The organism is Nocardia sp. NPDC003269 (assembly GCF_042888005.1).
Lineage (GTDB): Bacteria > Actinomycetota > Actinomycetes > Mycobacteriales > Mycobacteriaceae > Nocardia.
The window spans coordinates 883,013-897,063 of the sequence record NZ_JBIAPA010000002.1; the positions used below are offsets into that span (position 1 = coordinate 883,013).

The 14,051-nt window shown below is 71.6% G+C and carries 10 protein-coding genes; 7 read left to right on the forward strand and 3 right to left on the reverse strand.

Going from position 1 to position 14,051, the window contains the following annotated elements; genetic code table 11:
- The first annotated feature begins 3 nt into the window (after positions 1-3).
- Both smc and ACFYWJ_RS14475 read left to right on the forward strand, forming a co-directional pair.
- A complete protein-coding gene (smc, locus tag ACFYWJ_RS14470) occupies positions 4-3,630 on the forward strand; it encodes a chromosome segregation protein SMC (protein ID WP_355280488.1) in 3,627 nt (1,208 codons plus the stop codon).
- Positions 3,631-3,701: 71 nt separating this feature from the next.
- Positions 3,702-4,343 (forward strand): HAD family acid phosphatase, encoded by a 642-nt coding sequence (locus ACFYWJ_RS14475; RefSeq protein WP_355280489.1) that lies wholly within the window; start codon positions 3,702-3,704, stop codon positions 4,341-4,343.
- Here the strand turns inward: ACFYWJ_RS14475 and ACFYWJ_RS14480 are convergent.
- Positions 4,309-5,517, reverse strand: a complete 1,209-nt coding sequence (locus ACFYWJ_RS14480; RefSeq protein WP_355280491.1) for an MFS transporter — start codon at positions 5,515-5,517, stop codon at positions 4,309-4,311. The two genes, ACFYWJ_RS14475 and ACFYWJ_RS14480, sit on opposite strands and share 35 nt — an antisense overlap.
- A 103-nt stretch (positions 5,518-5,620) precedes the next feature.
- On the reverse strand, positions 5,621-6,532 hold the full coding sequence (locus ACFYWJ_RS14485) for an NmrA family NAD(P)-binding protein (protein ID WP_355280492.1): 912 nt from the start codon (positions 6,530-6,532) through the stop codon (positions 5,621-5,623).
- Between the two features lie 111 nt (positions 6,533-6,643).
- Between ACFYWJ_RS14485 and ACFYWJ_RS14490 the strand changes: the two genes are divergently transcribed.
- Positions 6,644-7,408: a helix-turn-helix domain-containing protein gene (locus ACFYWJ_RS14490; RefSeq protein ID WP_355280494.1), complete on the forward strand. Its 765-nt coding sequence runs from the start codon at positions 6,644-6,646 to the stop codon at positions 7,406-7,408.
- Here ACFYWJ_RS14490 and ACFYWJ_RS14495 read toward each other — a convergent pair.
- The gene (locus ACFYWJ_RS14495; RefSeq protein ID WP_019048221.1) at positions 7,392-7,781 is read right to left on the reverse strand and encodes a DUF2237 family protein; all 390 of its coding nucleotides are present in this window, start codon (positions 7,779-7,781) and stop codon (positions 7,392-7,394) included. The genes ACFYWJ_RS14490 and ACFYWJ_RS14495 overlap by 17 nt on opposite strands.
- Before the next feature lie 155 nt (positions 7,782-7,936).
- Here ACFYWJ_RS14495 and ftsY point away from each other — a divergent pair, with 155 nt between their 5' ends.
- The 4 genes from ftsY (at position 7,937) to ACFYWJ_RS14515 (ending at position 13,941) form a co-directional block, all read left to right on the forward strand.
- Positions 7,937-9,415: a signal recognition particle-docking protein FtsY gene (ftsY, locus tag ACFYWJ_RS14500; protein WP_355280496.1), complete on the forward strand. Its 1,479-nt coding sequence runs from the start codon at positions 7,937-7,939 to the stop codon at positions 9,413-9,415.
- Between the two features lie 341 nt (positions 9,416-9,756).
- Positions 9,757-11,073 (forward strand): ammonium transporter, encoded by a 1,317-nt coding sequence (locus tag ACFYWJ_RS14505; protein WP_355280497.1) that lies wholly within the window; start codon positions 9,757-9,759, stop codon positions 11,071-11,073.
- A gap of 5 nt (positions 11,074-11,078) precedes the next feature.
- Positions 11,079-11,417: a P-II family nitrogen regulator gene (locus ACFYWJ_RS14510; RefSeq protein WP_110036141.1), complete on the forward strand. Its 339-nt coding sequence runs from the start codon at positions 11,079-11,081 to the stop codon at positions 11,415-11,417.
- An 82-nt stretch (positions 11,418-11,499) separates the two neighbouring features.
- Complete coding sequence (locus tag ACFYWJ_RS14515) at positions 11,500-13,941, forward strand: [protein-PII] uridylyltransferase (protein ID WP_355280499.1); 2,442 nt, start codon at positions 11,500-11,502, stop codon at positions 13,939-13,941.
- The last annotated feature ends 110 nt before the right edge of the window (positions 13,942-14,051 follow it).

A 14,051-nucleotide genomic window follows, 5' to 3' on the forward strand; every position in this document is an offset into this window, starting at 1 on the left:
GCCTTGCATCTCAAGAGCTTGACCCTCAAAGGGTTCAAGTCCTTCGCTTCCGCGACCACGCTGCGCTTCGAACCGGGGATCACCTGTGTCGTCGGGCCGAACGGGTCCGGGAAGTCCAATGTCGTGGACGCCCTCACCTGGGTGATGGGTGAGCAGGGTGCCAAGGCGTTGCGGGGCGGCAAGATGCAGGACGTCATCTTCGCGGGCACCACCGGTCGCGCCCCGCTCGGCCGCGCCGAGGTGACGCTGACGATCGACAATTCCGACGGCGCGCTGCCGATCGACTACGCCGAGGTGTCGATCACCCGGCGGATGTTCCGTGACGGCGCGGGCGAGTACGAGATCAACGGCAGCAGCTGCCGGCTGATGGACGTGCAGGAACTGCTGTCGGACTCCGGTATCGGCCGCGAGATGCACGTCATCGTGGGGCAGGGCCAGCTCTCGGCGATCCTGGAGTCGCGCCCGGAGGACCGGCGCGCGTTCGTCGAGGAGGCCGCGGGTGTGCTCAAGCACCGGCGGCGCAAGGAGAAGGCCGTCCGCAAGCTCGACGCGATGCAGGCCAACCTCGCCCGGCTCACCGACCTCACCACCGAACTGCGCCGCCAGCTCAAGCCGCTCGGCAGGCAGGCCGAGGTGGCGCGGCGGGCCCAGACCGTGCAGGCCGACCTGCGCGATGCCCGGCTGCGGCTGGCTGCCGACGATCTGGTGACCCGGCGCGGCGAGCTGCAATCCCAGCTCAGCAAGGAGGCCTACGCCCGCGAGCAGCAGATCACCGTGCAGACCGAGCTCGACGCCGCCAATGCCGCGCTCGCGCAGCAGGAGTTCCAGCTCTCCCGGCTGAGTCCCAGCGCCGAGGCCGCCGCGCAGACCTGGTTCCAGCTGTCCGCGCTGGCCGAGCGGGTCAACGCCACCATCCGCATCGCCGGTGACCGGGCGCGGCATCTGCACACCGAGACGCCCGTCGGGACCGGCCGCGACCCCGAGCAGCTCGAGGCCGAGGCCGACCGGATCGAGGCCGAGGAAGCCGAGCTGCGCTACGCGGTGGAGATGGCCGCCGAAACGCTCGAAGCCGCCAGGGAGGCGCTCGCCGACCGCGAGCACGCCGCCAAGGCCGCCGAGCAGGCGCATCTGGCCGCCGTGCGCGCGATCGCCGATCGGCGCGAGGGGCTGGCCCGGCTCGCGGGCCAGGTCGAGAACCTGCGCACGAAGTCGCAATCGGTGGACGCCGAGATCGCCCGGCTCTCGGTCGCTATCGCCGACGCCCGCCATCGCGGCGAGGCCGCCCAGGTCGAATACGACGCGGTGCAGGACGAACTCGGCGAACTGGACGCGGGGGAGAAGGGCCTCGACGCCCAGCACGAGCACGCCGTCGCCGCCCTGGCACTGGCCGACGAACGCGTGCGGGAACTGCGTGAGCACGACCGCGAGGCGAGCAAGCTGGTGGCCCGGCTCGGCGCCCGCATCGAAGCGCTCGGGATGAACCTGGCCCGCAAGGACGGCGCGGCCTGGCTGCTCGAACACGGGGTCAGTGGTCTCGGTGACCGGCTCTCGGCGCAGCTGCGGGTCGACGGCGGTTTCGAGGCCGCGGTCGCCGCGCTGCTCGGCCCGCTGGCCGACGCGATCACCGCCGAGACCCCGACCGCTGCCGACGCCGCCGTACGCGAGCTGCGCTCCGGCGACGGTGGCCGGGTCGCCTTCGTCTTCGCCACCGCCGGGCTGGTTCCGGCCGAGCGCGGCGGCCTGCCGTCGGGGGCGCGCTGGCTGGCCGAGGTCGTCGACGGTGCCGAGGCGGTGCGCCCCGCGCTGGCGGCGCTCACCGCGGGGGTGGTGGTCGTCGACGATCTGGCGACCGCCACCGAACTCGTCGCGCTGCGTCCCGAACTGCGCGTGGTCACCCGCGACGGCGATCTGGCCGGGTCGGGCTGGATCGTCGGCGGCTCGGAGCGGATGCCCAGCCAGCTCGAGGTGCAGGCCGAGATCGATACCGCCACCGCCGAATTGGCGGCCGCGCAGCGCCGGGCCGAGGAGCTGGAAGCGGCGCTGGCGGGCGCGCTGGCCGAGCAGACCGATCGCAAGGACGCCGCCGACCACGCGCTGATGGCGCTGCACGAATCCGACCAGGCCCTGCTGGCGATCTACGACCGGCTGGCCCGGGTCGGCCAGACCGCGCGGTCGGCGCAGACCGAGGGCGAGCGCCTGGCGACCCAGCGCGCCGACGCTGAGGCGGCCAGGGAGAAGTCGCTGGCGTCCCTCGCCGAGCTCGAGGACCGGCTGCGCCACGCCGAGATGGAACACGACGGCGGCGACGACAGCTACGGCGCCGCGGGCACCGAGACCGCGGGCCGCGAACGCGAGGAGGCCGCGGCCGCGCTCGCCGAGGCCCGCACCATGGAGGTCGAGGCCAGGCTGGCCGTGCGCACCGCCGAGGAACGTGCGGAATCGGTCCGCGGCAAGGCGGATTCGCTGCGCCGGGCCGCCCGCGCCGAGCGCGAGGCCAGGGCCAGAGCCGAACGGGCACAGGCCGCGCGTCGCCAGGCGGCCGCGGTGGCCGCCGCGGTCGCGGAGTCGGGCGCGAAGATCGCGCACGAGCTCGAGCGGGTCGTGGCCGCCGCCGCGGCCCGGCGCGACGAGCTGGTCCGGCGCCGGGGTGAATGCGCCGCCGCGCTCGAGCAGGTGAAGGAGCGGGCGCGGGCGCTGACCACCCAGCTGGCCCAGCTCACCGACGCCGTGCACCGCGACGAGGTCGCCAAAGCCCAAGCGGCGCTGCGCATCGAACAGCTGGAGACGACCATCGCCGAGCAGTTCGGCATCGCGCTGGCCGATCTCGTCGCCGAATACGGACCCGATGTCCCGCTGCCGCCCTCGGCGCTGGAGATGCAGGAGTACGAGGCCGCCAAGGAACGCGGCGAGCAGGTCAGCGCGCCGCAGCCGATGCCCTACGACCGGGCCTCCCAGGAGCGCCGCGCCAAGCGCGCGGAGAAGGACCTCACCACCCTCGGCAAGGTGAATCCGCTCGCGCTGGAGGAGTTCGCGGCGCTGGAGGAGCGCTACAACTTCCTCGCCACCCAGCTCGAGGACGTCAAGAACGCGCGCAAGGACCTGCTCGACGTGGTCGCCGAGGTCGACGCGCGCATCCTGCAGGTGTTCACCGAGGCCTACGCCGACGTGGAGCGGGAGTTCGTCGGCGTCTTCGCCAAGCTGTTCCCCGGTGGCGAGGGCAGGCTCGTGCTCACCGACCCCTCCGACATGCTCACCACCGGCATCGAGGTGGAGGCCAGGCCGCCGGGCAAGAAGGTCAAGCGGCTGTCGCTGCTCTCCGGTGGCGAGAAGTCGCTGACCGCGGTCGCGCTGCTGGTCAGCATCTTCCGGGCGCGGCCGTCCCCGTTCTATGTGATGGACGAGGTCGAGGCCGCCCTGGACGACACCAACCTGCGCAGGCTCATCGGCCTGTTCGAGCAGCTGCGGGAGAAGAGCCAGCTGATCGTCATCACCCACCAGAAGCCGACCATGGAGATCGCCGACGCGCTCTACGGCGTGAGCATGCGTGGTGACGGCATCACCCAGGTGATCTCGCAGCGGTTGAACCGGGCCGAGGTGACCGATACCGATCCGGTGGGCGCGCCGGCGTAGCAGTCCCACTGTCCGGGATTGTGAAATGCCAACACATTTCATCGGTCGGGGCCGCTGTTAGCGTGCGACGGATGAAACGTGTTACAGCATCGCTGGTCGCCGGTATCGCGGCCGCGCTCCTCGCCCCGTTCCCCGTGGCGGGTGCCGACACCGGATCGTCGTCGCTGTCCGGTGGTGGTTCCTCCGGCTCGTCCTCGCTGTCGGGCAACAAGTCCGAGCTGCCGCCGTATGCGCAGTGGATCGGGGAGATCACGCCCGTCGTGGCCGAGGCCAAGACCTACCTCGCCGGTCGGCTGCCCGGCGCGACCAAGCCCGCGATCGTCTTCGACATCGACAACACGACGCTCGAGACGTCTTACAACGCGGGGCTGATCATCCCGGCGATCCAGCCCGTGCTCGACCTGGCCACCTGGGCGAAGCAGAACGGCGCGGCGATCATCTTCGTCACCGGCAGGCCCGCGCTGATCGGCGCCTACTCGCAGGCGAACCTGACTTCGGTGGGCTACCCCGTCGACGGGCTGTACGGCAGCGCGCCGACCACGCTGTCGGCGGGCAATGCCGGACTGGCCGAGTACAAGACGGCGAGCCGGGTCGATATCGAGAGCAAGGGGTACACGATCGTCGCGAACATCGGCAACAGCCCATCGGACCTGTCCGGCGGGCATGCCGAGCGCACCTTCAAGTTCCCGGATTACAACGGCGCGTTGAACTGATCCGCGCGACGGCGGTCGCCGCGGCCACGATCGCGAGTGCCGCGATCGTGGCCGTCGCGGTCCAGCCGAACCACTCGACCGCGGCCGCGCCGAAGGCGGTGCCGAGGCTGCCGCCCACGAAGTACACGATCATGTACGCGCTGTTGAAGCGGGCGGGCGAGGCCGGGTCGATGGCGAGCACGGTGCTCTGATTCGCGACCTGGGCGGCGAAGAGCCCGGCGTCGAACAGCGCGAGGCAGACGAGCGTGACCGCGGTGCTGCGCAGCGTGCCGCCCAGGACGAGCGCGGCGAATCCGGCCAGCGCGAGGCCGATCAGCAGGACCCGCCGCGGGCCGACCCGATCGGTCCACGCGCCCGCGACCCGCGTCGCCGCGATGCCCGACAGCCCGGCCAGGGCGTACAGGCCGATCCGTTCCGCCGAATACGCGAACGGCGGCTCGGCCAGCGCGACTGCGAGTCCGCTCCACACCGCGCAGAACGCGAAGAACCACAGCGCGCCCCGGATCGATGCGGAGCGCAGCGTGTCGTCGCGGGCCAGCAGGCGGGGCAGCGAGCGCAGCGTCTCGAGGTAGCCGCGGTCGGTCGCGCCCCGCTCGCCCGGCAGCACCACCAGGCAACCGAGGGCGACGAAGCCGCAGGCGGCGGCGAAGGTCAGCTGCATTCCGCGCCAGCCGATCTCGTCGGCGAGCCACCCGCCGACGATCCGCCCGGCGAGGATCCCGGCGGAGATCCCCGCGGTCACGATGCCGAGGATCGTCGCGCGCCGATGCGGTGGCGCGAGTCGCCCCGCCACCGAACTGAGCCCGGCGCCCACCGCCGAACACGCGCCGACGACACCGATCACCAGCCCCAGCTGCCACGCGCGCTCGACCGCCGCGCACATCGCCGACGCCGCGGCCAGCACCCCGAACAGGACCGCGAGCAGCCGCGCGGGCGAGAACCGGTCGACCAGCGGAACGAGGAGCCCGAGCCCGACCAGGTATCCGACCGGCCCGCACGCCAGCGCGATACCCACCACCGCGATCCGCGCGTCGACCGAGTCCGCCACCTCGGCGATCGCGGGTTGCAGCGGATAGAGCGCCGAGGTCCCCAGCGCCGCGGCCAGCGACATGAACAACACGACGGAGCCACGCAGCGGGGTTCTGGGCAGCGTGGCGACAGCTTCAGCATTCACATCGATCGACGGTAGGAATCGGCCGTACCGGTGGCTGGCGGGATCCCGCCGTCACCGTCCCGGCCTGCCGATTCCGTCTCGTGGCGCGGGGAGCCGGTGGGCGTCAGGCGACCGGCGCCGACTCCTCGATCGTGGCCAGAATCCGCGCCGCACCGCCGGTGGCCAGCCATTCCCGCAGCGTGGTGAGGCCCGGGTGCAGCAGGCGCAGGGCGGGCAGGTCGGCGTGCCAGCCGCCGGTTTCGCGGAGCAGGCGCCAGGTATTGCCCAGCTGGGGGCCGATCGCCTCGGCCTCGGACTCCGCGATCTCGCGGTAGTGGACCGGCCTGCCGATCGCCTCGGCGATGGCCGCGGCGGCCGCGACGGGGGTGATCGCCTCGCCCGCCAGTTCCAGGGTCCGGCCGTGCCAGCCGGCCGGATCGGCGAAGGCCAGCGCGGCGAATTCGGCGATGTCGGCCAGGGCGATCATCTGCAGCGGCCGGTCGGCCGGGAACAGGTGCCGGTGTTCCCCGCCCGCCCTGATGCCGTCGACCGGCAGGCCCTGGATGAGGTAGTTCTCCATGAAGCGCACCGGGCGCAGCACGGTGTAGCGCAGCCCGGACGCGGCGACCGCGTCCTCGATCCGGCGCTTACCCTCCTGGCCCCACGACTCGGCCGAGCCGAGGGTGGCCACGCCGGTGAAGACGATCTGGTCGGCGCCCGCCGCGCGCGCCGCGTCGACCATGGCGGCGCCACGGCGGCCCTCGTCGCCCGCGTCCCAGCCGTCGGGGCCGTAATCGGCTGGGGGAACCAGGAATACGGATCGCACGCCGGTGGCCGCCGCCCGCAGCGTCGGCGGGTCGTCGAAGTCGCCGACCGCGAGTTCGGCGCCCGCGGCGGCCAGGGCGCGGGCCGCGGGGGCGGCGGGATCACGGACGAGGGCGCGGACCGGGTGGCCGTCGGCGAGCAGCTTGCGGGCGGTGGCCCCGCCCTGCTTGCCGGTCGCGCCGGTGATCAGAACGGGCAGTGCTGATGACATGTGGATGAGCTCCGTTTCGTTCCCTACAATCGGGTCGGTCGACCCGTATGCCGGACGGTACGGGCGGGACGACCCGGTCGACCAGGCGTGGTGTGGGGAAGGCGTAACGAAATGACCGTCGACAACGGCGTGGAACCGGCGATCCGAGCCGATGCCCGGCGCAACCGGGCGCTGATCCTGGTCGCCGCCCAGCGATTGCTGGCCGAACGCGGCACCACCGTCTCACTCGCCGAGGTGGCCCGCCGGGCCGGGGTCGGCGCGGGCACGGTCCACCGGCATTTCCCCACCAAGACCGACCTGCTGGAAGCGGTGATGCAGCAGCGGGTCGACCGGCTCGCCGCGCTGGCCGCCGACCACCTGGCCGATCCCGACCCCGGCGCGGCTTTCTTCGCGCTGTGCACCCATGTCATCGTGACGACGCCGGGCAACAAGGACCTGTGCGACCTGGTGCAATCCGACGACGGCTGGCCGCGCGCCCTGCTGCGCGGCGCGGGCAACCGCTTCCATCGCGCGCTCGGCGCCCTGCTCACCGCCGCCCAGCGTCAGGGCACGGTCCGGCCCGATGTCGGCGTCGCCGACGTGCTCGACATCTTCACCGGCTGCGTTGCGATCCAACGGCATCGGCGCGCGGGCGACCCGCTCGCGCCCGCCGTCGTGCTCGTCCTCGACGCGCTGCGTGGCCGCCCGTCGGGCGTCACGGAACCGACGCCCTCAGACCGTGACGAAACGCGCCGGGGTGACGAAACTCCGCGGTGTCCCGTGTGCGCCGAGCCGGTGCGCCGGTCGAGCACCGGCAGGCCCGCCCGCTACTGCTCGGCAGCCTGCAGGCAGAAGGCGCACCGCAGACGTCACCTGGTTCCTACAGCAGATCGCTGACGTCGTCCGGGACGTCTACCGCGTATTTGCGGAGGATGTCCATGGAGATGACCTCCAGGGCGTTCTCGTGTGTCGCGGCCAGCACCACCGGCGCGGCGACACCGTCCTCGTGGGCGTGCAGCCAGCGCACCGCCACCACGCACCAGCGGTCGCCCGGCTGCAGGCCGGGGAAATTGTTCTCCGGACGCGGAGTACTGAGGTCGTTGCCGATGGATGCCTGATGCTCCAGGAATTCCGCCGTCACGACCGTGCACACGGTGTGGCTGCCGAGATCCTCCGGACCGGTGCTGCAGCAGCCGTCCCGGTAGAAGCCCGTGAGAGGATCGGTGCCGCACTCTTCCAGCGGCCCCCCAAGCACGTTTCGATCGGTCACGTCGCCGATCCTATGGGGCGAGCGCCAGAAGTTCCGCAGGACAACGAATCTGTAGTGTTTCCCCGGCGTGCCGATGCGCCCCGGCGCCCGTCACCGACCCGCCGCGCCGACGCCGCCGACGTGCCGCGACCCGCCCCCCGAATAGACTCGGCCGGGTGAGTTCGCAAGCGTGGATCCTGATCGCCGCGATCGCCGCCGTGCTGTTGGTGGCGCTCGTCGCGGGTTTCGTCCTGTACAAGCGGCGCCAGATCTCCCTGGCACCGCCCGAGCCGGACAAGGAGTTGACGGACCGGTCCGGTGGGTACACCGCGTCCGGCGGATTCAGTTTCAGTCAGGGCGGGTCGGCGGCCACGCTGCCGAAGCCCGAACCGGTGGGGGAGCGCACCGACGACGAGGGCCAGCCGCACGTCGGTGACGACGCGGCCGTCCCGCGCGATGCCCCCCGCCGCGGGATCACCGACGTCCCGCTGCCCGAGGCCGATGTGCAGGTCGACGAGACCGTCGTGGTCCCGGACGACCTGAGCTCCCTCGACACCACCGCGACCGACACCGCGCCGACCGCGCCCGCCGAGCCGGCACCGGTCGAGCCCGAACCCACCGAGACCGAACCCACCCCGGCCGAGGCCGCCCCCGCCGAACCCGCCGTCGTCGAGGAGCCCGCTCCCGCCGAGGTCGACGCCGTCGCCGCCGCGATCGAGGAGATCGACCCCACCGCGGGCCGGCTCGAGCGCCTGCGCGGCCGCCTGTCCCGCTCGCAGAACGCCGTCGGCAAGAGCCTGCTCGGCCTGCTCGGCGGCGGCGACCTCGACGAGGAGTCGTGGGAGGAGATCGAGGACACCCTGGTGCTGGCCGATATCGGCACCGCGAGCACCGCGAAGATCGTCGAACGCCTGCGCGAGGAGATGGCCGCGCGCAGCGTGCGCACCCCGGAACAGGCCCGCGCCGCGTTGCGTGACGTGCTGATCGAGGCGCTGCGCCCCGAGCTGGACCGGTCCATCCACGCGCTGCCGCACGCCGATCATCCGGCGATCCTGCTGGTCGTCGGCGTCAACGGCACCGGCAAGACCACCACCACCGGCAAGCTGGCCCGCGTGCTCGTCGCCGACGGCCGCCGGGTGCTGCTCGGCGCCGCCGACACCTTCCGCGCCGCCGCCGCCGACCAGCTGCAGACCTGGGGCGAGCGGGTCGGCGCGGAGACCGTGCGCGGCAAGGAGGCCGCCGATCCGGCCGCCGTCGCCTTCGACGCGGTCACCGCGGGCATCGATCGCGGGGTCGACGCGGTCCTGGTCGACACCGCGGGCCGCCTGCACACCAAGACCGGCCTGATGGACGAGCTCGGCAAGGTCAAGCGGGTCGTGGAGAAGAAGGCCGAGGTCGACGAGGTGCTGCTGGTCCTCGACTCGACCGTCGGCCAGAACGGCCTGATGCAGGCCCGGGTGTTCGCCGACGTCGTCGACATCACCGGTGTCGTGCTCACCAAACTGGACGGCACCGCCAAGGGCGGCATCGTGTTCCAGGTGCAGCACGAGCTCGGGGTGCCGGTGAAGCTCGTCGGTCTCGGCGAGGGCGCCGACGATCTGGCGCCGTTCGAGCCCGGTGCCTTCGTCGACGCGCTGCTCGGCGGCGCCGCGTAACCATCCCTACGGTGCCCGCCCGATCCAGCGATCGGGCGGGCATCGTCGTTTTCCAGGGGAAACGCCGGGTCCACCTCCCCGCGCGAACCGCGGGCGAACCGCACACTCGTACCGGCCTCACCGTGAGGCGCTCCGCGACGGCCAACCGCAGGAAACGTGGAAGCAACACAACCGCGCTATCCGTTCACTCAGGTGAAACACCACAGCTCAACGGATGAAACACCGAGTGGCGACCCTTCTGTACAGGTCCTTTTGCCGTCATCGGCGAGGCCCGAGATGAGGAGGAAGACAAGGTGGCATTTCCACTGATCGGTACACCGGATACCGGTGATACCGCTTGGATGCTGGCGTCCGCAGCGCTCGTGCTGCTCATGACGCCGGGTCTGGCGTTCTTCTACGGCGGTATGGTCCGTGGCAAGAACGTGCTGAACATGATCATGATGAGCATCTCCGCGATGGGCGTGGTCACCGTCCTGTGGGTTCTCTACGGCTTTTCGATGGCTTTCGGTGAGGACAAGGGCAACCTCCTCGGTGACCCCCTCCAGTACTTCGGGCTGAAGAGCATCTTCGGTGGCACCGGCGCCGACTCGCCGGGTATCCCGCTGTTCACCGCGACCCCGGAGGACCCGACGGCCCCGATCACCGCGGGTATCCCGCTGACGGTCTTCGTCGCCTTCCAGCTCATGTTCGCGATCATCACGGTCGCACTCATCTCGGGCGCGGTCGCCGACCGCCTCAAGTTCGGCTCGTGGCTCGTATTTGCCGGAATCTGGGCCACGGTCGTCTACTTCCCCGTCGCGCACTGGGTCTTCGCCTTCGACGGCTACACCGCTGAGCAGGGCGGCTGGATCGCCAACAACCTCAAGGCCATCGACTTCGCCGGTGGTACCGCGGTGCACATCAACGCCGGTGCGGCGGGCCTGGTTCTCTGCCTGATCCTCGGCAAGCGCAAGGGCTGGCCGAAGACCCCGTTCCGTCCGCACAACCTGCCGTTCGTCATGCTTGGCGCCGGTCTGCTGTGGTTCGGCTGGTACGGCTTCAACGCCGGTTCGGCGCTGGGTGCCAACGGCATCGCGGGTGCCACCTTCATCACCACCACCATCGCCACCGCGGCCGCGATGCTCGCCTGGCTGCTCGTGGAGAAGATTCGTGACGGTCACCCGACCTCCCTCGGTGCCGCCTCGGGCATCGTCGCCGGTCTGGTCGCCATCACCCCGGCCTGTTCCTCGGTGAACGTGGTCGGCGCGCTGGCCATCGGTGTCGTCTCCGGCGCGCTGTGCGCCCTGGCCGTCGGCCTGAAGTTCCGCTTCGGCTTCGACGACTCGCTCGACGTCGTCGGCGTCCACCTCGTCGGTGGTCTGGTCGGCACCCTGATGGTCGGCCTGGTCGCCACGGCCGAAGCTCCCGCAGCTGTCGAGGGTCTGTTCTACGGTGGTGGAGTCGAGCAGTTGAAGCTGCAGGCTGTCGGTGCCTTCACCGTCCTGGCCTACTCGCTCGTCGCGACGGCCGTGATCGCGTACGCGATCAAGTTCACCATCGGCCTGCGCGCGAGCGAAGAGTCCGAGGCGGCGGGCCTGGACGAGTCCGAGCACGCGGAAACCGCTTACGATTTCGCTGCTGTGGGTGGCACGGCACGCTCGCTCGTCAAGGAGGCATGACGAACATGAAACTGGTTACGGCAATCGTCAAACCGTTCACGCTCGAAGACGTGAAGACCGGGCTGGAACAGGCAGGCGTGCTCGGCATGACCGTCAGTGAGGTCCAGGGGTACGGCCGGCAGAAGGGCCACACCGAGGTCTACCGCGGTGCGGAGTACTCGGTGGACTTCGTTCCGAAGGTTCGCGTCGAGGTCGTCGTCGACGACGCGTCGGTCGAGAAGGTCGTCGAGGTGATCGTCGAGGCCTCGCGCACCGGGAAGATCGGTGACGGCAAGGTGTGGGTGACCCCGGTGGACACCATCATCCGGGTCCGCACCGGCGAGCGCGGAAGCGACGCACTGTAATTCGGTAGCGACGCACGGTTGTAAACGATCGAGCGGCGGCCCCGCTCCCACCGGCAGGACCGGTCGGGGCGGGGCCGCCCGCATGAATGGCGGTGGGACTGTGGCACAACAGAACGGCGGTATTCAGAACAACGGGGCGGCCGACCTGGTGAAGGCCAGGGCGCAGCTGCTCGACGGGGCGGGGCCCCGCAATCCCCGGCTCGATCCGGAATCGCTGCGCGCGGCCCTGGTCGACCTGTTCGAACTGTGGCTGACCAGCAAGGGCAACGAGCTCGGCATCACCGCCGACAGCGGCCTGGCCGTCGTCGCGGTCGGTGGCCTCGGCCGCCGCGAGATGCTGCCGTTCTCCGACCTGGACCTGGTGCTGCTGCACGACGACGTCGACCCGGCCGTGGTGTCGGAGGTCGCCGATCAGCTCTGGTATCCGCTGTGGGACGCCCACATCAAGCTCGATCACAGCGTCCGCACCGTGCCGCAGGCGCTGCGGGTGGCCGCCGACGACATGGTCGCCGCGCTGGGCCTGCTCGAAGCCCGCCACATCGTCGGCGACGAGGACCTGTCCAACCTGCTCATCGGCGGCGTGCGCCGGGAATGGCGGACCGGCATCCGGTCCCGCTTCGACGAGCTGATCGCCCAGACCACCGCGCGCTGGCAGCGCAGCGGCGAGATCGCCCACCGCGCCGAACCCGACCTCAAGAACGGCCGCGGCGGCCTGCGCGACATCCAGCTGCTCGACGCGCTCGCCATCGCCCAGCTGACCGACGCCATGCCCGGCCTCGGCCCCGAGGTCCCCGGCGGCGGGCTGAAGCAGGCCCACCGCAGGCTGCTGGACGTGCGCACCGAACTGCACCGGGTCGCCGGTCGCGCCCGCGACCAGCTGCGCGCCCAGGACGCCGACGAGATCGGCGCCGCGCTGCGCATCGGCGACCGGTTCGATCTGGCCCGCACGCTGAGCGATTCGGCGCGCACGGTGAGCTATTCGACCGATGTCGGCCTGCGCACCGCGGCCAACGCGCTGCCGCGCCGCGGCCTGGCCAGGCTGCGGCGGATGCCGGTGCGCCGACCACTCGATGAGGGGGTGGTCGAGCACTCCGGCGAGGTGGTGCTGGCCAGGGACGCGCGGCCACAGCGCGATCCCGGCCTGATCCTGCGGGTCGCCGCCGCCTCGGCGCAGACCGGGCTGCCGATGTCGGCGACCACGCTCAACCGGCTCTCCGAGGATGCCCCCGAGCTACGCGAGCCGTGGCCCAAGGACGCCCTCAACGACCTGCTGGTCCTGTTGGGCGCGGGCCGCGGCAGCATCGACGCGGTCGAGGCGCTCGATCGCACCGGCCTGTGGGGCAGGCTGTTTCCCGAGTGGGGCGCGGTCCGCGATCTGCCGCCCCGCGACGCCCTGCACACCTGGACCGTCGACCGGCACCTGATGGAAACCGTCGCCTACGCGGGCGCGCTCAGTACCCGGGTCGCCCGGCCGGACCTGCTCGCGCTCGGCGCGCTGCTGCACGACATCGGCAAGGGCAGGGCGGGCGATCACAGCGTCGTCGGCGCCGAACTGGCCACCCACATCGGCCGCAGGCTCGGCCTGTGGCCCTCGGACGTGCGCACGCTCAGCGCGATCGTGCGCCACCATCTGCTGCTCCCCGACACCGCGACCCGGCGCGACCTGGCCGACCCGGAGACCGTGCGATTCGTCGCCGACGCGCTCGGTGGTGACGTCGGTCTGCTCGAACTGCTGCACGCGCTGGCCGAGGCCGACTCGATGGCCACCGGCCCCGGCGTCTGGGGTGACTGGAAGGCCTCGCTCATCGGCGATCTGGTGCGGCGCTGCAAGCTGGTGATGGCGGGGGAGCCGCTGCCGCAGCCGGAACCGATCGACCCCGACCTGCTGGAGAAGGCGCGCGCGGGCGGCGTCCACGTCACGCTCGCCCCGGGCGAGGGCAAGCACACCTACCTGGTGACCGTCATCGCGCCCGACGAGCCCGGCCTGCTCTCCGACGCCGCCGGCGTGCTGGCCCTGCATTCGCTGCGGGTGCTGTCGGCCTCGCTGGGCAGTGCGGGGGAGTCGGCGATCAACACCTTCGCGGTGACCCCGAAGTTCGGCGACCCGCCGGACGCGGGTCTGCTGCGCCAGGAGCTGATCCGGGCCACCACCGGCGCGCTGAACCTGCCCGAGGTGCTCGCCAAGCGCGAGGCCGAGGCGATCGGCGCCGGACCGGGCCGGTACGCGCGGGCCCAGCCGCGGATGATCTGGTCGGCGACCAGTACGCCGGGGCAGGTGATTCTCGAACTGCGCGCCGAAGACCGGGTCGGCCTGCTCAGCAGGCTGGCCGGTAGCTTCGCGACGGCCGGGGTGAACGTGCGCTGGGCCAAGGTGGTCACGATGGGTTCGGCCGTGGTCGACGCGTTCTGTCTCGATCTGGGTGACGCCGACAGCCCGCAGCTGCGCGACCGCATCGAGAAGGCGGTCCTGGACGTGGTCCCGCTCCCGGCACCGCCGCCGCCCCCCGAACCGAGCGCCGACTGAGACAGTCAGGACACAGTTTCACCACCGATTGCTATCAGGTTGCCCGTCAACGGTCTCCGGTGCCCGATCAGTCGAGATGAGACCTATAGCATTCGAGAGGTCTGGCTGTC